The sequence below is a fragment of the Acinetobacter albensis genome, from assembly GCF_900095025.1.
Taxonomy (GTDB): Bacteria; Pseudomonadota; Gammaproteobacteria; order Pseudomonadales; family Moraxellaceae; genus Acinetobacter; species Acinetobacter albensis.
Map to the genome: position 1 here is coordinate 1 of NZ_FMBK01000018.1, position 20,819 is coordinate 20,819.

Annotated in this window: 20 protein-coding genes; 4 read left to right on the top strand and 16 right to left on the bottom strand. The window is 38.9% G+C overall.

All coding sequences use genetic code 11. From position 1 onward, the window contains the following. From GA0116959_RS13260 to GA0116959_RS13280, 5 genes are all read right to left on the bottom strand, one after another. Nucleotides 1–93: GTP-binding protein (locus GA0116959_RS13260; protein WP_017397055.1), on the bottom strand; the 93-nt coding region annotated here is incomplete at its 3' end. A gap of 93 nt (nucleotides 94–186) precedes the next feature. Next, the gene (fusA, locus tag GA0116959_RS13265) at nucleotides 187–2,325 is read right to left on the bottom strand and encodes an elongation factor G (RefSeq protein WP_053580303.1); all 2,139 of its coding nucleotides are present in this window, start codon (nucleotides 2,323–2,325) and stop codon (nucleotides 187–189) included. Between the two features lie 130 nt (nucleotides 2,326–2,455). Beyond that, entirely contained in the window at nucleotides 2,456–2,926 is a 471-nt protein-coding gene (rpsG, locus tag GA0116959_RS13270; RefSeq protein WP_016657334.1) for a 30S ribosomal protein S7, read from the bottom strand. 176 nt (nucleotides 2,927–3,102) lie between these two features. Continuing rightward, entirely contained in the window at nucleotides 3,103–3,477 is a 375-nt protein-coding gene (gene rpsL / locus GA0116959_RS13275) for a 30S ribosomal protein S12 (RefSeq protein ID WP_004648013.1), read from the bottom strand. A 170-nt stretch (nucleotides 3,478–3,647) separates the two neighbouring features. Next, a complete protein-coding gene (locus tag GA0116959_RS13280; protein WP_092721096.1) occupies nucleotides 3,648–5,081 on the bottom strand; it encodes an EcsC family protein in 1,434 nt (477 codons plus the stop codon). Nucleotides 5,082–5,358: 277 nt separating this feature from the next. Between GA0116959_RS13280 and GA0116959_RS13285 the strand changes: the two genes are divergently transcribed. Both GA0116959_RS13285 and hemJ read left to right on the top strand, forming a co-directional pair. After that, nucleotides 5,359–6,588, top strand: coding sequence for a beta-ketoacyl synthase N-terminal-like domain-containing protein (locus GA0116959_RS13285; RefSeq protein ID WP_092721097.1), 1,230 nt, complete (start codon nucleotides 5,359–5,361; stop codon nucleotides 6,586–6,588). A gap of 18 nt (nucleotides 6,589–6,606) precedes the next feature. After that, nucleotides 6,607–7,059: a protoporphyrinogen oxidase HemJ gene (gene hemJ / locus GA0116959_RS13290; protein WP_053579704.1), complete on the top strand. Its 453-nt coding sequence runs from the start codon at nucleotides 6,607–6,609 to the stop codon at nucleotides 7,057–7,059. A gap of 91 nt (nucleotides 7,060–7,150) precedes the next feature. Here the strand turns inward: hemJ and GA0116959_RS13295 are convergent, their stop codons facing one another. Further along, nucleotides 7,151–7,798, bottom strand: a complete 648-nt coding sequence (locus GA0116959_RS13295) for an HAD-IA family hydrolase (RefSeq protein WP_092721098.1) — start codon at nucleotides 7,796–7,798, stop codon at nucleotides 7,151–7,153. A gap of 100 nt (nucleotides 7,799–7,898) precedes the next feature. On the opposite strand from GA0116959_RS13295, the gene GA0116959_RS13300 reads away from it, so the two are divergent. After that, nucleotides 7,899–8,666, top strand: coding sequence for a hydroxymethylpyrimidine/phosphomethylpyrimidine kinase (locus GA0116959_RS13300; protein ID WP_092721099.1), 768 nt, complete (start codon nucleotides 7,899–7,901; stop codon nucleotides 8,664–8,666). A 72-nt stretch (nucleotides 8,667–8,738) separates the two neighbouring features. Here GA0116959_RS13300 and GA0116959_RS13305 read toward each other — a convergent pair whose 3' ends face one another. The 8 genes from GA0116959_RS13305 to GA0116959_RS13340 form a co-directional block, all read right to left on the bottom strand. Beyond that, nucleotides 8,739–9,131 carry a 5-carboxymethyl-2-hydroxymuconate Delta-isomerase gene (locus GA0116959_RS13305; RefSeq protein ID WP_092721100.1) on the bottom strand — a complete coding sequence of 131 codons (393 nt, stop codon included), beginning with the start codon at nucleotides 9,129–9,131 and terminating at the stop codon, nucleotides 8,739–8,741. Nucleotides 9,132–9,364: 233 nt separating this feature from the next. Continuing rightward, complete coding sequence (locus tag GA0116959_RS13310) at nucleotides 9,365–9,706, bottom strand: zinc ribbon domain-containing protein YjdM (RefSeq protein WP_092721101.1); 342 nt, start codon at nucleotides 9,704–9,706, stop codon at nucleotides 9,365–9,367. Nucleotides 9,707–9,873: 167 nt separating this feature from the next. After that, on the bottom strand, nucleotides 9,874–10,326 hold the full coding sequence (locus GA0116959_RS13315; RefSeq protein WP_092721102.1) for an SRPBCC family protein: 453 nt from the start codon (nucleotides 10,324–10,326) through the stop codon (nucleotides 9,874–9,876). Between the two features lie 313 nt (nucleotides 10,327–10,639). Further along, nucleotides 10,640–11,020, bottom strand: a complete 381-nt coding sequence (locus tag GA0116959_RS13320) for a ribonuclease E inhibitor RraB (RefSeq protein WP_053579698.1) — start codon at nucleotides 11,018–11,020, stop codon at nucleotides 10,640–10,642. Between the two features lie 308 nt (nucleotides 11,021–11,328). Beyond that, complete coding sequence (locus tag GA0116959_RS13325; RefSeq protein WP_092721103.1) at nucleotides 11,329–11,994, bottom strand: RluA family pseudouridine synthase; 666 nt, start codon at nucleotides 11,992–11,994, stop codon at nucleotides 11,329–11,331. 659 nt (nucleotides 11,995–12,653) lie between these two features. Next, nucleotides 12,654–13,949 (bottom strand): MFS transporter, encoded by a 1,296-nt coding sequence (locus GA0116959_RS13330; protein WP_053579696.1) that lies wholly within the window; start codon nucleotides 13,947–13,949, stop codon nucleotides 12,654–12,656. Nucleotides 13,950–14,440: 491 nt separating this feature from the next. Further along, nucleotides 14,441–14,590, bottom strand: coding sequence for a zinc ribbon-containing protein (locus GA0116959_RS13335; protein ID WP_228137560.1), 150 nt, complete (start codon nucleotides 14,588–14,590; stop codon nucleotides 14,441–14,443). A 202-nt stretch (nucleotides 14,591–14,792) separates the two neighbouring features. Next, nucleotides 14,793–15,983: an MFS transporter gene (locus GA0116959_RS13340; RefSeq protein ID WP_092721104.1), complete on the bottom strand. Its 1,191-nt coding sequence runs from the start codon at nucleotides 15,981–15,983 to the stop codon at nucleotides 14,793–14,795. A gap of 739 nt (nucleotides 15,984–16,722) precedes the next feature. Here GA0116959_RS13340 and GA0116959_RS13345 point away from each other — a divergent pair. After that, nucleotides 16,723–17,001 (top strand): hypothetical protein, encoded by a 279-nt coding sequence (locus GA0116959_RS13345; protein WP_244878603.1) that lies wholly within the window; start codon nucleotides 16,723–16,725, stop codon nucleotides 16,999–17,001. Nucleotides 17,002–17,139: 138 nt separating this feature from the next. Here GA0116959_RS13345 and GA0116959_RS13350 read toward each other — a convergent pair whose 3' ends face one another. Next, complete coding sequence (locus GA0116959_RS13350; protein WP_053579693.1) at nucleotides 17,140–17,877, bottom strand: hypothetical protein; 738 nt, start codon at nucleotides 17,875–17,877, stop codon at nucleotides 17,140–17,142. Between the two features lie 128 nt (nucleotides 17,878–18,005). Continuing rightward, complete coding sequence (acnD, locus tag GA0116959_RS13355) at nucleotides 18,006–20,624, bottom strand: Fe/S-dependent 2-methylisocitrate dehydratase AcnD (protein ID WP_092721106.1); 2,619 nt, start codon at nucleotides 20,622–20,624, stop codon at nucleotides 18,006–18,008. Between the last annotated feature and the right edge of the window lie 195 nt (nucleotides 20,625–20,819).

Genomic DNA, 20,819 nt, shown 5'->3' on the forward strand with positions numbered 1-20,819 from the left:
TGCAGCTGTTAAAGTTGTTTTACCATGGTCAACGTGACCAATTGTACCCACGTTTACGTGTGGCTTATTACGTTCAAACTTAGCCTTAGCCATGAGAGCTTCCTTTTTTAACTACTCATGCAGGGTTACTGCATGAGCACTTGGTTTTTAACTATGAATTAGTTTGGGCTTATAATAATCGAAAGATTACTCGTCGTCACCTTTTTTACCACCAGATTGGAATTTAGAAATAATGCCTTCAGCCACGTTACGAGGCGTTTCAGCATATTTAGCAAATTCCATTGAGTAGGTCGCACGACCTTGAGACATAGAACGCATAGAAGTTGCGTAACCAAACATCTCAGCAAGCGGAACTTCAGCTTTAATTGCTTTCGTACCACCAGGTAAATCGTCCATACCTTGAACCATACCACGACGACGGTTTAAGTCACCCATGATATCGCCCATGTAGTCTTCTGGCGTTTCTACTTCAACTTTCATGATAGGTTCAAGAAGGATTGGATCCGCTTTCATGAAACCGTCACGGAAAGCGTAAGAACCTGCCATTTTGAACGATAATTCGTCAGAGTCGACATCATGGTAAGAACCATCAAATAGTGTCGCTTTGATACCCACAACAGGGTAACCAGCCAATACACCATTTTTCATACGTTCTTGAATACCCTTATCAACGGCACCGAAGAATTCTTTAGGTACAGTACCACCAACAACTTCTTCAGCGAATAGGTATTCTTTACCAGCTTCTTCAACATTCATAGGCTCTAAACGAACATATACATGACCGAATTTACCTTTACCACCTGTTTGGCGTACGAACTTACCTTCTTGCTCAACAGTCTTTTTGATTGTTTCGCGGTAAGCTACCATTGGTTTACCAATGTTCGCTTCAACGTTGAATTCACGTTTCATCCGGTCAACAAGAATGTCAAGGTGAAGCTCACCCATACCCGCAATAATCGTTTGACCAGATTCTTCGTCTGTGCGAACACGGAACGATGGATCTTCTTTAGCCAAACGACCTAAAGCGATAGACATTTTTTCTTGGTCAGCTTTTGTCTTAGGCTCTACAGCTAAAGAAATTACTGGCTCAGGGAATTCCATACGCTCAAGTGTAATGATATTTTTCTCATCACAAAGTGTATCACCAGTAGTAACGTCTTTAAGACCTACACATGCAGCGATATCACCAGCGCGAATTTCTTCAACGTCTTGACGTTCGTTTGCGTGCATTTGCACGATACGGCCAATACGCTCACGCTTAGATTTCACTGGATTATATACTGGATCGCCTTGTTTAAGCACACCAGAATACACACGTACGAACGTTAAGTTACCTACGAATTTGTCATTCATAATTTTGAATGCAAGTGCAGAGAACGGTGCTTCGTCAGATGCTTCACGAATCGCTTTAGTTTCAGCTTTGTCGTCAAGAATACCTTCGATCGGCTTAACTTCAGTCGGTGATGGTAAGAAATCAATAACAGCATCCAACATACGTTGAACACCTTTGTTTTTGAATGCTGTACCACAAAGCATTGGTTGGATTTCACAAGCCAAAGTTTGAGCACGAATACCAGCAACAACTTGTTCTTTCGACAAGTCGCCATTGTTTAGGTATTCATCCATCAATTCTTCAGAAGCTTCAGCAGCAGCTTCAACCATGTTTGTGCGCCATTCTTCAGCAAGTTCTTGAAGTTCAGCCGGGATTTCACCGTATTCGAACTGCATACCTTGAGAAGCTTCATCCCAAATGATCTGTTTCATTTCGATCAAGTCGATAACGCCAGTGAAGTTTTCTTCAGCGCCAACAGGGATAACGACAGGTACAGGATGTGCACCTAAACGTGTTTTCATTTGTTCAACAACACGGAAGAAGTTGGCACCAGTACGGTCCATCTTGTTCACGAATGCTAAACGAGGCACTTTATATTTGTTTGCTTGACGCCATACAGTTTCTGACTGAGGCTGAACACCACCTACAGCACAATAAACCATACATGCACCGTCAAGAACACGCATAGAACGCTCAACTTCGATTGTGAAGTCAACGTGTCCTGGGGTGTCAATTACGTTTACACGGTGTTCTGGGTATTGCTTACCCATACCAGACCAAAAACAAGTCGTAGCAGCAGAAGTAATGGTAATACCACGTTCTTGCTCTTGTTCCATCCAGTCCATTGTTGCTGCACCATCATGTACTTCACCAATTTTGTGAGATACACCTGTGTAGAACAAAATACGTTCAGTAGTCGTGGTTTTACCAGCATCAATGTGTGCTGAAATACCAATGTTACGGTAACGAGAAATTGGGGTTTGACGAGCCATGATTTCTTGCATTCCTAAATTTTGTTGTTTAAAACAGGACGCTTTAAGCTGCATGACAGCTTAAAGCGCTTTGACGACAGTTCAGTGAAACCGACCCATCACCCTCCTGATTAAGGCCTGTTTTAGCCGATTAGAAACGGTAGTGAGAGAAGGCTTTGTTGGCTTCAGCCATACGATGCACATCTTCACGTTTCTTGATCGCTGAACCTTTACCTTCAGCTGCATCAAGCAACTCACCAGCAAGACGTAAAGCCATAGTTTTTTCAGAACGCTTAGCAGCAGCATCTACTAACCAACGCATAGCTAGGGCAGTACGACGGGATGGGCGTACTTCCATAGGCACTTGATAAGTAGCACCACCAACACGGCGTGCTTTTACTTCGACCATAGGACGAACTTTTTCAAGAGTAGTCTCGAAAAATTCAACTGGGTCTACTTTGTTTTTTTCTTGAACGCGGTCTAAAGCACCGTAAACGATACTTTCAGCAATAGATTTTTTACCATCTTGCATTACGTGGTTCATGAATTTAGCGATTGTTTGGCTGCCGAACTTAGGATCCGGAAGGATTTCACGGGCAGCGACTACGCGACGTCTTGGCATTTTAATACACCTATAAATATGACACTTCAGGTTTATCCAGCATCAGTACAAAGTGTCATGTACTATTCACTGGCCTTACTACACGTCGCTTGAATTTCACAAAATTAATGCAGAAATCAGACAAGCGAGACGATAAAGGATTGCGGTTCTACGTTCTTAAAAATGATCTCGAAAGATTATTTCTTAGGACGTTTAGTACCGTATTTAGAACGAGACTGGTTACGATCTTTAACACCAGCACAGTCTAAAGAACCACGAACGGTATGGTAACGTACACCTGGTAAGTCTTTAACACGACCACCACGGATAAGAACAACACTGTGCTCTTGTAGGTTATGGCCTTCACCACCGATGTAGCTAGAAACTTCAAAACCAGAAGTTAAGCGAACACGGCAAACTTTACGCATTGCTGAGTTAGGTTTTTTAGGTGTAGTTGTGTAAACACGTGTACAAACACCACGACGTTGTGGACAAGCCTTCAACGCAGGAACTTTTGATTTTTCAATCAAAGTCGTACGACCCTTGCGGATCAACTGATTTGTTGTTGCCATTTGGCAATTCTCCCGTTAATTAAAAGCCTCAAAAAAAAACCACTTTTTTGAGGGCACACAATTGTAAGCGAAGATAGAAAAATGGTCAATATTCGACGTACTATCAAATATTGACCATTTCCTTATATCTAGGCAGTTTCAAGCCATTTACATGACTTGAACCCTCAATTTTAAGATTTCTTTTTTGTAACTCTTTTCTTGACAGCTGTAACTTCCGTTTTTTCTAACGATTGTTCATCTACTTTTTCATTCGAAACTGGATCATTCACAGTTTCCTCTTCAGGATATTCATCCAATAACGAAACTTCAGGAGTAACTGCAGGTTTTTGTGGCTCAACGTGTTCATGCTGTTCAACCATCTTTTCAGCTAACTTCTCTAAACCTTGCTGGACTTTTTTTCCTTTTTCGGTTTCATCTACTTGAGTTTCAGCTGTTTTCTTTTTGAGAGTCACTTTAGAAATGGTGTCATGATGCTGAAACTCAATCTCCTGATCCAACTTAATCTCTGGAGCCTCTACCTCGTTTTTAGACAAATGATCCAACAGTTTTGGACTCGCTTGTGCCAGTAATTCTATAGATTTCTCATAAGCAGCAATAGCCGACAAGTTAACCCCTTGATGCTGCTGTAAATAACTGCGGGCATGAGAGAAAATTTGTTGTGCTTTTTGATTTACATCTTCAACCAGTTTCCAACTATAGACAGCGCCTACCCCTGCACCAGCAACAGGTGACAATTTACTGATCATAGAAATTTTAGGAAGATGATTCAACCACGCCCATTTAATTTCGCCATTTTCATTTACTAACCACTTTTTAAGTGCTTCAGCATCATTACTTGAACCTAAAATTTGTTGGAATTGTGATACGTCTCGAGTTTGCAACATACTGGATAATGCTTTTAGTGCCATGAGTACGCTTTGTTTTTCAGCAATCATGCCCAGATCAATTTGTTTAAATACAAATTGAACAATATCTTGCTCTGTTTCTTTATTCAGTTCAAAACCATACGCCCGACCAACCTGATAAATCATTCTTAAAGACATTACAATCGATAATGGAACATCAACAGCAGAACCCACTACACCTGTTGCACCAGTTACAGCACCTTGCAAAGAAGCAAGCCATTTGTTCTGTTCAGCTAAAGCTTGGCTCAGGCGTTTTGAACGATCAACATCTTTGGTCAGCTCTTCTAAGTCTTGTGCACCCGCTTGATCCAACACAGCATCTACAGAACTTAGATTTGAGGTGAATTGGTTCAAATGATCAAAAAAATAATCCGATATTTTGTCTGAAAATTGTGGTGAAACGAGACTGGCAACGCGGTTAACTGTACCAAACTGTTTACCCAAAAGCTGTCTGGATACTTGTGGTAAATGTTCTCTTAACATTTGTTGAGGGTTGTCATATCGTTTCGCATCAAAAGCACTTTTATGTTCGGCACTTCCTTCAATCACTTGTCCATTATTTGTTGGCTGTATGATCTTCGTCACACTGTCTGGCGCAATCTGGTTCAACACGTCCATTCCTGTTGCACTGATCTTTTTAGCCACTCCGAAGGCATTTGAAAAGAATCCATGCGAATGTTTATTATTACTATCTGTCATTCTTTATCCTCATTTTCAATTCTTACAATTATCGATAAATACTAGATATAGTCTAAGTTTATCTCAATATTAATGTGTATGTTTTGGTTAATTGAATTGTACTGTCTTCAGCAAACTGCCTAGAAAAAATAGACATAACCTTTGCCATAAGAATTCAAAAATCTTTCTGCTATGATGAATGTAATTGAAATACATGAGTAATGCACAGATTTTCTATTGAGATGATATCCTCACTCAAGCGCATTTGCTCAGACACTACCATATAAGGGATCTTTAGATGAAACGTGTTGTAATCACTGGCATGGGCATTAACTCATGCATCGGCAATTCTTTAGAAGAAGTAACCAATTCTTTGCAAAATGGGATTTCTGGGACACGTTTTAACCCAACTTATGCTGAACTCAACTTCAAAAGTCATGTGAGTGCAGCTGCAGAACAAAGTTTTGATCATATTGACCGTAAATTAAAACGCTTTATGGGTGTTTGTGCGATGTATGCTTATAACTCAGCACTTGCTGCAGTAGAGCATGCAGGTTTACAAGCTGAAGATTTAGCAGGCAATCCACGTTACGGTATTGCAGGTGGCTCTGGTGGCGGTTCAACTGCATCTGTAATTGAAATGAAAGAACTTCTAGATACCAAAGGTGCACGCAAAGTCGGTCCTTTCTTTGTTCCGCGCAACATGTCAAATACCATTACAGCAAATGTGGGCGTAGCATTTAAGTTACAAGGCATCGCACATACAATTACCAGTGCATGCGCAACTTCTGCAGACGCAATTGGTTATGCCTACAACATGATTCAATTGGGTAAGCAAGATTTGATGCTTGCGGGTGGCGGTGAAGAAGATCACTGGTCTCAGAGCTTATTGTTTGATGCAATGGGTGCGCTTTGCTCCAAATACAATGAAACACCTGAAAAAGCATCACGTCCATATTCAGCGGATCGTGATGGATTTGTGATTGCAGGCGGTGGCGGTTTTGTAGTGCTTGAATCACTTGAACATGCGCAAGCACGTGGTGCAACAATTTTAGCTGAAGTTGTCGCTTATGCCGCGAATAGTGATGGTGCAGATATGGTTGCCCCTTCAGGCGAAGGCGCAACACGTTGTGTCGTTATGGCACTTGAAGAAGCTAAACAACATGGTGTAGATCAAGTTGACTATGTCAACACTCATGGGACATCTACTCCTGCTGGCGACATTACAGAATTAAAAGCGATGGAACGTGCGTTTGGTGAAGGTCAAGTTCCACCACTCAGCTCAACCAAATCAATGACAGGTCATAGTTTAGGTGCTGCGGGCGTACAGGAAGCCATTTATTCTGTTCTCATGATGCAAAATGATTTCATTGCGCCAAACATCAATGTGACCGAATTGGATGAAGAAGCGAAACCATTTGATATCGTACTTGAAAAACGAGATGCAAAACTGAATACTGTAATGAGTAACAGTTTTGGGTTTGGCGGTGTAAACGCCTGCCTTATTTTCAAGAAATGGGATGCATAATCCCGTATAGGATTATTGATGGACGCACCTTCTGATGCTTTCTTATGGGTAAAAGCATTACATATTATTGCTGTGGTTTGCTGGTTCGCTGCATTGTTCTATTTACCACGCCTTTATGTGTACCATGCAATGAGTGATGATGTAGTCAGTCATCAACGCTTCGAAGTGATGGAGCGAAAACTGTACCGTGGCATTATGTGGCCGTCTATGATTGCCACACTGATTACGGCACATTTTTTAGTTGAATGGGGTGATGCAACACGGCATTACCATGAAGCCTTATGGTTTTACCTTAAAGTTGCTTTGGTGGGTCTTTTGGTCATTTACCACTTTTTCTGTGGTTATTATCGAAAGAAATTAATCGGCAATGCACATTATAAATCACATAAGTTCTGGCGTTATTTTAATGAGATGCCGACCTTGATTTTATTCGCAGTGGTCATTTTAGTGGTCGTCAAACCGCAGTTTTAAGCTGTTTATTTTAAAACCTCCTTCCGGAGGTTTTTTTATGAGTGAGGTTTAAATAAGTACCTCTACAAAGATTAATCGTTATGTATATCTACTAATTCAAATGATCAAGCAACTCCGCAAAGCTTTGAATTCTAGCTTTTGGTTGCGCCGCAGTTAACTCTTCATCTGAACCATAGCCATATTCTACCGCAATCGTTTCTATACCATTTTGACGCGCACCGAGGATATCATGCTCACGATCCCCGACCATCAAACATTCAGCAGAATCTAAATGCTCTTTTTCTAAAATATAGGCAATCAACTCTGCTTTGTGAGTACGTTCACCATTGAGTTCACTGCCATAGGGATGCACAAAATAAGTTAATAATTCAAAATGTTCTAAAATTTGTCGTGCATACACTTCCGGTTTAGCTGTAGCTAAAAACAAACGATAACCTTGGTTTTGTAAGATTGCTAAAGTTGAAGAAACATCCTCGAATACATGATTTTCAAACAAACCCGTCACTGCAAAACGTTCACGATAGCCCATTAATGCTTGTTCGGCCAAAATATCATCTACAGCCACATTTAAAATTTTGGCCAAAGATGCTTTTAAAGGTGGCCCAATGATCCAGTCAATATTTTCGCTTTCAGCAATCGGATGTCCGATTTTATTTAAACCGAAACGCGCACTGGTAGTAATACCCACTTTAGGGTCAGTAAGTGTTCCATCCAAATCAATTAAAATATTTTTAATCACAACGCGCCCTTCTGCTTAAATTTTTACTTCACAAATACTATCGAGACTTGGCTCAAATTTGCCTATACTAACGCAAATTTTGTGAATAAAGGACATCATCGTGCGCCCTACTGTACTTTGCTTTTCTGGTTTAGACCCATCAGGTGGTGCAGGCTTGCAAGCAGATATTGAAGCAATTGGTCAAAGTGGCGCACATGCTGCAATTGCCTGTACGGCATTGACCATTCAAAATTCGCAACAGGTGTTTGGTTTTGAAGCAACCTCAAGAGAATTACTTTTGGCACAAGCACATGCAGTGGTCAATGATTTACCGATTAAATGTGTCAAGTCAGGCATGCTCGGCACCACCGAAAATATTGCAGCGTTGGCCGAATTTTTAACTGAACATCCTGATTATTTATATGTGCTTGATCCTGTATTGGTTGCCAATAGTGGCGGTTCTCTCGGCAATCAGGAAACGCTGGTTGAGGCATTTATAGAACTGATTCCACTGGCAACGGTTATCACGCCCAATACAGTCGAATTACGTGCTTTAACAGGTCTGGAAGATCTTGATCAAGCCACAAATAAGCTGTTTCAGATGGGTGCAAAAGCCGTTTTAGTCAAAGGGGGACATGAAGATACCCCTGAATATATCCGGAATGCGCTATATATAAACGGTGAATTTATCTCTGAAACTCGATGCCCTCGTTTAGACGGTGAGTATCATGGTTCAGGTTGTTCGTTGGCCAGTTTTATAGCGGGTCGTTTGGCACAAGGTGATCAACTCACACAGGCTGTTCATCATGCTGAAACGTGGTTATTGGGTGTACTGAAAAAAGCCGAAACACCTGTACCCAATGGTCAGAAAATTCCAAAACGATTTTAAATGGCGTGTTTTAAATCAAATTAGACCTGATCAACTTTGCTTTTATAAACGTGATAATCAGGTCAATTGATTTCAAATAAATACTGATCCGATCTGTTCGTTGAGCGTTACAACTTTTTTCGAATAGGTATTTTTCTGCATTTCTAAAATTTCTACACAAATTTGTAGATTGAATTGAGCATATTTCTGTAATTGTTGCTCAAGCGTCTTCAGCAGCAATTTTGAAATTTGCTGTTGAACGTCCAGACTTCGCCCTGTCAATAACGATACTTTCGCATGTATATAGGCTTGAGTAGGATCATTAAGTCCAATCACATATTCCTGCTGACAAATCGCACGACTTTTAACATCGTTTGCAGAACTGACATATGCACCATCTACCAATGCCTGATTTAAAGCCAGTAAAATAGGCTTCGTGTCCAGATTTTCAATATTGGCTGAATATTCAAGATGGATATGTGGCATAACAAAAACTCTAAAAAGTGGATGCTCAAATATACAATAGGTTGGTGGCACTAAGCGAAAATTAACCGCTGTATCATGTAGCCATCATGATGTTGTGTATCTAATGAAATCTAATTTTTATTTTTACATCAGATTTTTATTTTTTCTGAATATAAACGATCCTATTGGACTGAATAAAACTCCAGCATTTTAGCCAGAGTTTTTAATGTACTCAGTCCTCAAGCTAGCTCTATCTAGGCTTTTTTTACAAACTCAGATTTTAACTTCATCACACCAATTCCCTCAATTTTACAATCAATATCGTGACCATCACTTGCATCCACCAAGAGACGTATATTCTTCACTTTTGTGCCAACTTTCACCACAGATGAAGAGCCTTTAATTTTTAAATCTTTAATCACGGTTACGGTATCACCATCTTTCAAAACGTTGCCATTTGCATCATTAATATTGACCGTATCTTCAGCTGGATGCTCCCCCAGTTTCCACTCATTCGAACATTCGGGGCAAATCAATAATTCACCATCTTGGTAAGTATATTCGGAATGACATTGCGGACAGTGTGGTAAAGTCATAAAAATCTCAAAAATTCAACTATAACACTCTACAAATCAGCTGCATGCTTAAAACCTTCTTTATTTTAAGGAATAAAGCCGAATAATACTTTAACTTTGTATTAAAACCTTTTTATGGCTTTAAATATGCGATTAGTTCTCACTTTTTAAAATCTGCATCAATATCCTTACTGATCAGGAATTTCGGGGTTAATCAGTAAAGCTAATAGTTGCAAGGATTCTTGCCAGCCTAAATAACATGCTTCTACAGGAATCACATCAGGAATACCCGATTGTGTAATATGTACTTCTGTTCCCACAGAAACAGTTTTAAATTGAATATTGACTTCAATTTCACCTGACAAATTTGGGTCATCAAACTGGTCGGTATAACGTAGTAATTGGTTAGGAATAATTTCCTGATAATGCCCACCAAAAGAATGGCTTGAGCCTGTTGAAAAGTTTGTAAAAGACATTTTATAGCGACCACCCACTTGTGCATCAAAATGCTGAATTTTGGCAGTAAAACCATGCGGGGGCATCCATTTGACCAATGCATCTGGATCGATAAAAGCTTTGAATACACGCTCTATGGGTGCACTAAATACACGGTGAAGTTTAACGGTATGACTTGGGTTCATTTCGTCTTCCTCATTATTTTTGTTTTTGAATATTTGATCTTGAATACTTTATTTTATATCTTCAGTTTAGTGCGAATGATTGAATATTCTGTAGCGCTTTGGTATCGGTTTTTATAGAGAATAGACAAGAATTAATCCTTCTATACAGCTCATTGAGGAGCTAAAAATAGTTTTATTTTCTGCATTTTCTAATACCTTATTTTTATGATTCAACACACTCAATTTTTAAGCCTACAATAAAAAAACCTAACACTGCACTGCGTTAGGTTTTTTATCTTTCACTTGTTCAGGATCTCTTGTTTAGAACTTAAAACTAGCTTTGAATTTCTTCTTCAAAGTCTTCGTCGTCATATACATAGGCCATGCAACCCCAACCGTCGTATTCACCACCATGTTGCTCAGCAATTTTTGTAAACCATTCTTCGATATCAATAATGTCGGAATACTCAGGTTCCATATAGACATAAATAGTAATGACCCATTCAAGTGTATCGGCTTCTTCATCTTCAAATAAGCTAATTTTTTGTTCTTCTTTGAGCAGGTAAAGCGCACATTTTTCTGCTTGTTCTTGCGTTTGAAATGCAATTGAAAACTCAATTTCGTGCGCTTCAGTCAAATCATCACCATCTTCAGCCATTTGCCAAAGCACGTTACCATTTTCATCATCTGGGAATTGTTCAAAATCACGTGTCATGGAGGGTTTCCTTATAGTCATCATTTACAGCTATATCATTGTATCCAGATTAGCTCAAGATTGTTTCAGTTTCGCGATTTAAAATTGGCGCTGTGAGTCAAGCCGAATTTAAATTGATTGAAAAGTGTGAATATTGCAATCATTGGTCGAATAATCAAATTAGCTTTAAAAGGTTTTAAACGCGCATAACTGGATTTTATACCAGCAGAATCATAAAAAAATAAATACCGTTTAAAAAGTCACGCTTAGATTTATTGATAAAATATAATTTAAAGCTTTTCAATTTTTAATGGCCTATAAATGGCTCATTAAAAAGGAATCTGTGCTTTAATTTCAACGCTTTCCCCACTCAACGGTTGTTGAAAAGCCAAATAACTGGCATGTAACGCCATGCGTTTTAGTGGACTTTGGGCAGGTTCAGGGTGATAGAGTTTATCCCCAGTAATTGGATGTCCGATGTATTGCATATGAACACGTAACTGATGTGAACGACCTGTAATTGGGGTTAATAACACACGTGTAATATCGGCTGATTCATCGTACGCTAAGGCTTGGTACAAAGTTTTGGCTGCTTTACCCAGTTCAAAATGCACGATTTGACGCGGACGATTTTCCCAATCGGTTATTAACGGCACATCGACACTGCCTTCACCTAAAAGTTTGGCCTGCACTAAGGCGATATAATTTTTCTTTACCGTGCGAGCCTGAAACATTTTACTGACAGCAACTTCAGCATCACGATGTTTCGCAAACATTAAAATACCCGAAGTCGCCATATCTAGACGATGGGTAATTTTGGCATGCGGATATTTTTTCAAGACTCGTAAATATGCGCTGTCTCGGTGTTCAGGCAAACGCCCTGGAACAGACAATAATCCTGCTGGCTTTTCAATCACCACCAAATCTGCATCTTCATAAAGAATACAAAGCGGTTGTTGGGGTGGCATGTAAACAAAAGGATCATTGATCAACATGAAAATGGAGCATGACAAAGAGTGGTGGCAAAAATACCAAGCCTGCTTGGGCTGTGTCAATAAGACAACTTAGTCTGCATATGAATAAAGTAGAAGAAGCATGATTCAAAATTTTTGAGGAAAATGATCAAAAGTTGATATGAAGTCTATGTTTATTATTTTTGATTCGAAATAAATTTTGAGGGTATTGGGGAAAACATTACGTTTTACTTCAACCAGTATCACTTTGTAAGCAATAACCTTGTGCCTATAAACTTTTGATCTATAGCGTCCTAAGCCGAATCGAGACCTTTTGGGTAAGTACTACACACGCGTTTTGCGCCACTGGTAGCAATCTACTCTTTTCGATCCCCGTCACACCCTTGAGATATAATTTAACAAGTCAGGCTCGGGATTGTTTTCCTAAGATGATCTTTTTTTAATATATTTTGAAAAATATTTTCTATTTATAAACAATTTAAAGATTTTTTTATCAATTCAACGCTATTTTAATAATTTTTAAGTCAAATATTCATTCTAATTTGAAATTATTGAATACTTAAAAATAATATTTCAAAAAAACTAAGTCAGCACAGCTTAAAAATTGATAAGGCTCTCACTATTTCATTCCCACTTAACCCAAAAAACCCACCAAGTGGTGGGTTTTTGATGACTACAAATTAATGATCGTGATGTAAATATTCAGGTTCTTTAGGTAGTGCAAAACTACATAAGAAACAGATCACCAGCATAACCACTACGTAAATAAAGAACAGATTTTCAATACCCGCATCTTTAAATTGAAGTGCAACCGCAGGCGCAGTACCACCAAATATCGCATTACCGACAGCATAGGAAAAACCTACGCCCAATGCACGTACATGCGGTGGGAACATTTCTGCTTTCACTAAACCACTAATAGACGTATAGAAACTCAGCAGCATCATCATAAAAATAAGCAACAAAGTTACAATGACTGGAGAATAGCTAAAATACGGCATGGCAATCACCATGACTGGATAGATAAAGATCGCAACAGATGCACTAAATGCCAACATTGCAGCACGACGACCAATTCGGTCGGAAATAGCACCGAATAAAGGCTGCGCCACCATGAATACAAATAAGGCTGCTGTCATCATATAACCCACGACTCTGCCATCAATGCCTAGATTGGTCATGTAAGTTTTTGAATAAACAGTCAATACATAGAAACTCAAAGAGCCTGCTGATGTATAACCCACCACCAGTAAGAATGTTTTCCAATGTTTTTTGAACAATTCACGTAAGCTGCCCGCTTCTTCTTTGTTTTCGTCATCTTTAGATAATGTTTCTTCTAAACGACTACGTGCCAACAATGAAACAATCGCAGCTACACCACCCACTACAAATGGAATACGCCAGCCGCCATCCATCAACTGTTGTTCACTCATTAACATGAGTAGCACTACACCTAACAGACTGGCCAATAACTGACCACCAGATAAGGTTACGTACTGAAATGAGGCAAAAAATCCACGTTGGCCTTTAAGAGCAATTTCACTCATATACGTCGCAACAGCGCCATATTCACCACCGACAGATAGACCTTGTAAGAGACGGACTAAAAGTAACAAGAATGGTGCCAACATACCGACCTGTTCATAAGTCGGCAATAAAGCAAATAGGAATGAGCTGACCGCCATTAAACTAATGGAAATGACCATTGAATTTTTGCGACCATGTTTATCGGCAATACGTCCAAAAATCCAACTTCCGATTGGGCGCATAAAGAAACTTGCTGCAAATACACCCCAAACATAGACTGCTTGTGCAGATGAGGTCATGTTTGGTGCAGTTAGGGCATGCTGGAAATACATGGCAAAAACGGCATAGATATAAAAGTCAAACCATTCGACTAAATTACCAGAAGATGCTCCGATAATGCCGCGAACGCGTTTACTTTTCTCTTCTTTACTATAAGTGACTTCACTCATTTGTATTCCTTTTATCGATAGTTATTCTGTTATTTGAATGTTCTTCAATAAAAATAACATGAATTTTCACTTTTATTATTTTACCGCTATGCAGACAAAATGTAAGCCAATAGTGGTTGATGACGTCCTTTTATTTCGAGTAATTCTAAATATTTGTCACTACAACCTATCAATCACAGCCCTGTTGCAGAAAATATAAACGATTTTTAACCAGAGATATTTTTGTTTTTTGTATAGATTATTTCAGAGTAATCAAAATGACTAAAACGATTGAGAAATGACTTTTATCAAATAAAAGATTGAACTTTAAGGTTTGCTCTAATACGTTCAATCTTAGCGCTAAAACCTAAAGCCAAATTAGATGAATTTCTCCAAATCATTGCAATTGGTTTTACTGTGTAAATAAATTTTAGACAGCAAAAAGCCCTATGGAGTAATAGGGCTTTTGTTTAAAACAGGATTGTCTGTTTTATACATGTCACATTGGCAATTTATTTTTTAAATTCAGTGCCATAGCATTTGGTACACGGGGGTAAACGGTCTGTACCAATTTCTAAGTAAGTGCGGCGTCCGCACTGAATACAAAAATAGAAGCCTGTTCCGGGTTTATCGCCTGCAGTCACCATTTTTGTTCTCCATATGTTTTTAGAAATGGTAGAACCAGTATAACTTTTTTATGATGGATGTCTATTGATCATTTCGACAGGTGATGATGGCGTTTATGCAAGCCATTATCATAAATGGATTATAAAGCCGCTATTATCACCTTTTGGCTTATCAGCATAAACCGACCAACATACATTCAAAGATCATATTTTATATGTTTGCTTTCTGCGCTTAAAGCTAAATTCCTGCCTGTTTACTGCGATTTAAAAACACCACCATCACCGCGATAAAGGTCAAGACACTTGCAAAAACCAAATTTAACCACAGTCCAATACCGTCATAAATCAGCCCACCAGCAAAAGCGCCTAATCCAATTGAAAGGTTAAATACAGCCACATTAAATGCAGCAGCGAGTTCCAGCTGTGTTGGCGCTGAACGAATCATCCATGTCATTAATGAGACCGAAACGCCACCATAAGCAAATCCCCAAATTAAGAACAAGACAATATTCAAATAGAGAAAATCACCAAAAAAGATGAATAACAGCAATGTTGCACTGAGTAAAAAAGCAATGCTCAATAGTGTTTGCCATAAAAATTTTTGAATGGTAAAACCTAAAACAAAATTACCTAAAATTCCAAAAACACCATAAATTAACAATAAAGCACCGATGGATGCATCGGAGAATTGTGAGATTTCTTGTAATACAGGTCGTACAAAGGTATATGCAGAAAAATGCCCGGTCACGATCACTAAGGTCAACACTAATCCAATAATTACGTTAGGTTTTTTGAGTACAGTTAGGCTGCTTTTTAAGCTACTGACTTTGTTAACGGGCAAAGAAGGCAAAGACCAAAACAGCATCACAAATACAATGCCCACTAAAATGGCGACACAGATAAAGGCCATGCGCCAGCCAAATAAATCACCGAGATACACACCTGCGGGTATGCCCAATACTGACGCCGCAGCAATCCCACTAAAGATGATTGAGGTGGCGATTCCGACTTGCGCAGGAGGCATTAAACGAACAGCGAGAGTACCTGCTAAAGCCCAAATACCGCCCATAGACATCCCGAACAATACCCTCGCCAGTAATAACCAATGGAATGTGTCGGTCATGGCAGAAACAAGTGTCGAAATAAACAATAACAGCATAAAAAAAAGTAGTAATTGACGACGATTAATACGGTTGAAAACGAGAACAATACATGGGGCAACAATGGCAGCAACTAATGATGGTGTGGAAATGATCAGACTGGTATGTCCTACGGATTGCTGCATACTTTCTGCGATCGGCGTCAATAAGCCGATCGGAAGCATTTCCGCACTCACTACAGCAAAGATCGCTAAAGCCACAGCAATCACTGCCAACCATGCTTTTAAATTGGCTTGATGGATTTGTTCATTGGATGTTTTGGAACTCATTGGGTACTTCTAATATTTTACTGTGTCGTAATATACGCAATAGCGAGGCTGAATAAACGTTATTTGTATTGTATTCTTGAGTAAGAAATATAATCGAGCTTTTTTATGGGGATGAATGATGCAAATGAGCTTAAATTTGAGCAGATAAAAGTACTTAGTTATTTTTTTTGCTGCTTAAGCATTCTTCTTATTAAATTAATCACGCTCTAACTTTGTAGACGATCTGTACTAATTTCTAAACAAATGCATTGACCGCATTGAATACAAAAATAGAAGCCTGTTCCGGTTGACCAGCAGTAACCATTTTTTGTTCTCCATAGGTTTTTAGAAATGGTGAGCAAAGTATAGACACTTTTTTAGCTTTGCCTATTGGTTATTTTAAATAAAAATAGTGTCATTTCTTCAATAAATAATAAAAGGAGGATGTTTACCATACTTCCATTTATTCTGTGATTTAGTTTTATGCTTTTTTTATATTTTCTTCGTTTAGAATGTCAAAAATGAATCGAATTAACGATGTATCATGTTTGCTTAATGTAGTCATTGAACTCTTTAGCATGATTTCATTACTAAACATGATCTCTCGTTTCTTAAGTGTTTTATGTACTTGTAGATGAAATCTATTTCATATTTACTTCACTAACAATCAGAAAATATTTGTCTTATGAAAATAAAATACATTGCGCTCTTGTTATTGATCACGTTGACATGTAGCTCATGTAAGCTCTTGAAAACTCATGTGGTAAAGTTGACTTCTTCTGCTGAAATACAAAATGATGCTGTTTTATTAAAAACGACCAAAGGTTATGTCTATTTGACCACTAAAAAAATGACTGAACCACAAAAACAAATTTTAAGCAGTCTGCTCCCTTTTCAGTGTTTAGAAATTAAAACACCTGAGCAATTTGATATGCAAAATCGGAAAGTATATTTTGATGATTTTAAAATTAAAAGTCTTCCAACGAGTCATCCTGACTGTCGTAAGGTTAAAGTCACTACACGCATTAGCATTAATTAATATTCGATGGATTTATTTAAATAATTATTAACAATTTTCTCTATCCCACTTCATTAAATTTATATATGAAATGTACTTTTTTAACCTTAATATGTAAATCATGAAAGGTTTATTAAGTTCTATTTTTAGATTTCTTAATCAAATAAAATGTAAAATTAATCTTGCAACAGAATTTAATAAATCTCTCGCAAAATTTGCAATCCATTTATTAGCATCTTGATCAAAATGTGATTCACTAAATGAGTTTCTAGAGTTAGCTATGACATTTGTTAATGTAGAAATACATACTATCATTTGTGTAGGATATGGTCCCTTAGATTTTAATCTTTGATCTATGTCATCTCTTACCAATTTTGACATTGGAATAAGGTCAGTAACATTACTTTGTTTTGGAAGGTATTTATTCATATATGCTTTATACAATCCTTCCAAACAAGTATATGAAAGTGTTACTGTTCTATTAAATTCACCTAATTTAATAGAACTATCTATATCATCAAGAATTTTATTGAGTTTTTGCGCATTCCAAATATTATGATTAAAATTATTAACAGGTACAGAGTTTAAATTTACTGCATTGATTATATTTTCCAAATCCTGTGTATTCTTATAAGGCTTGATCACAAAAATCATTTCAATAAAAAAATTCAATTTATTTCTATCATCTAATTCTTTAATTAAATCCCAATAATAATCATAACGGCTGGTACTCAAATTTTTATTATTGCGCTCACCAATGTAAAGCGTGTAATTCGGAATATTTGAATTATACTTTTGAATAAATTTTATAAACTTACTTCCCGAAAAGTAAGTATTACCATCAGAGTTATCGTTGATTAAATTAAATAAATTAGAATATGCGGCTAGCCAATTCACTATTTCCACCTTTAAAATTAATTTAGACCTAGCTGACTATAAGATCTATAAAGTATAAATAAATTTAAAAAACCCCACTTAACAGTAGGGTTTTTTTACAACAAAATCAATTATTTCAGCTTAAAGTCTTAAGCCACATTCCCTTCCAAGAAGTCCTGTGCAAAGCGCTGCAATACACCACCCGCTTCATACACATGCACTTCTTCTTCGGTATCTAAACGACAGGTCACGGCAACTTCCAGCACTTCATTTTTACCATCTTCAGTGGCACGCTCAACCACTAAAGTTAAGTCAGAACGCGGTGCAATATTACCAATTACGCTATACAGCTCTGTACCATCCAAATCCAATGTTTTACGGTCAGTCCCTGCTTTAAACTCCAGTGGTAACACGCCCATACCAACCAAATTGGTACGATGAATACGCTCAAAACCTTCCGCAACAATCACTTCTACACCTGCAAGACGGACACCTTTCGCAGCCCAGTCACGACTAGAGCCTTGACCGTAATCTTTACCTGCAATGATGATGAGTGGCTGTTTGCGATTCATGTAAGTTTCAATCGCTTCCCACATCCGCATCACTTCGCCTTCAGGTTCTACACGCGCTTTTGAACCCTGTTTAACCGTCCCATCAGTACGAGTAACCATTTCATTAAACAGTTTCGGGTTGGCAAACGTTGCGCGTTGCGTGGTCAAATGGTCGCCACGGTGCGTTGCATAGGAGTTAAAGTCTTCTTCAGGCACACCCATTTTTTTCAGGTATTCACCTGAAGCACTGTCTAATACAATCGCATTGGATGGTGATAAATGGTCGGTGGTAATGTTATCGCCCAAAATAGCCAGTGGACGCATATTGGCTAAGGTACGCGGTGCAGCCAAAGCCCCTTCCCAATATGGCGGACGGCGAATATACGTACTTTGCGGACGCCAGTTGTATAACGGACTTTCAGACTTCGCATTCACACCCAAGTCGAACATTGGAATATAAATCTTTTTGAATTGTTCAGGTTTAACAGCAACTTTCACCAAGGCATCAATGTCTTCATCCGATGGCCAAATGTCTTTTAAATAAATTGGGTTACCGTCTTTATCGTTACCGAGTGAATCCGTTTCGATGTCAAAACGAATGGTTCCTGCAATCGCGTAGGCAACGACAAGTGGCGGAGACGCCAAAAATGCTTGTTTCGCATAAGGATGAATACGACCGTCAAAGTTACGGTTGCCTGAAAGTACTGCCGTTGCATAGACGTCACGTTCGATGATTTCTTCTTGAATTTTTGGATCTAAGGCACCCGACATGCCATTACAGGTGGTACATGCATACGCCACAATACCAAAGCCTAATTGTTCCAAATCTTTCAATACGCCCGCTTCTTCAAGATATAAAGCTGCTGCTTTTGAACCTGGTGCAAAAGATGATTTTACCCAAGGTTTACGCACCAAACCAAGTTCAATCGCCTTACGTGCAAGCAATCCTGCTGCAACGGTATTACGTGGATTCGATGTATTGGTACATGAGGTAATGGCTGCAATAATCACTGCGCCATCAGGAATTAAACCTTCCGCTTCTTGCGCACGTGCCGCGTCTAAGTTACCTGCAATACCTTTGGCTTTTAAATCAGCAGTCGATACACGAGCATGTGGGTTTGATGGGCCTGCAATATTACGTGTTACTGTTGAAAGATCGAAGCGAAGGACACGTGGATATTCCGCTTGTGTCATATCACTTGCCCAAAGACCAATTTCTTTGGCATAGGTTTCCACCAATTGAATTTGATCTGCTTCACGACCGGTTAGGGTTAAATAATCAATGGTGTTTTGGTCGATGTAGAACATGGCAGCCGTTGCCCCATATTCAGGGGTCATGTTAGAGATTGTCGCTCGATCCCCCACTGACATGCTGTCTGCACCTTCACCAAAGAACTCTAAATACGCCCCAACGACACGTTCTTTACGTAAAAATTCAGTCAATGCTAAAACAATATCGGTTGCCGTAATGCCTGCTTGACGCTGACCAACAAATTCCACACCAATAATATCGGGTAGACGCATCCAAGATGCACGACCGAGCATGACATTTTCAGCTTCGAGTCCTCCGACCCCAATTGAAATGACACCCAATGCATCGGTATGTGGAGTATGTGAGTCTGTCCCCACACAAGTATCTGGATACGCTAGGCCACCACGGTTTTGAATGACTGGCGACATTTTCTCCAAGTTAATTTGATGCATGATGCCGTTGCCCGCAGGAATTACATCGACATTTTCAAAGGCTGTTTTGGTCCATTCAATGAAATGGAAACGGTCTTCGTTACGACGGTCTTCAATGGCACGGTTTTTTTCAAATGCATCTGGGTCAAAACCACCAAATTCAACCGCCAAAGAGTGATCGACAATGAGCTGTGTTGGCACAACCGGATTGACTTTAGATGGGTCACCGCCCTGTTCGGCAATCGCATCTCGCAGACCCGCCAGATCAACCAATGCGGTTTGACCTAAAATATCATGACACACGACGCGTGCAGGATACCAAGGGAAGTCGTGGTCTTGTTTACGATTAATCAGTTCTTTTAAAGATTGCTCTAAAATTACTGGATCGCAACGTCGTACTAGCTGTTCCGCCAGCACTTTTGAAGTATAGGGAAGTTTGGCATATGCGCCTGACTGAATATCTTCTATGGCCTGACGCACATCGAAATATTCAAGCTGGGTGCCTTGTAGTGGTTTGCGGTAATTGTTGTTCATTGCGTACCTGCCTTATGAATCGTTTTTCTTCCTGTGTGTTTTTATAAACATTAACACTGTGGGTTGCAGGCATAGTACACTGTCGAAAAGCTGTTTCCCAAATCCTTTATATTTCATGTCTTTAGATATAAAAATAGGGGTTTTTGAAACATTTACTTACACATATTTTTAATTATTTACGGTAAAAGTGCATTT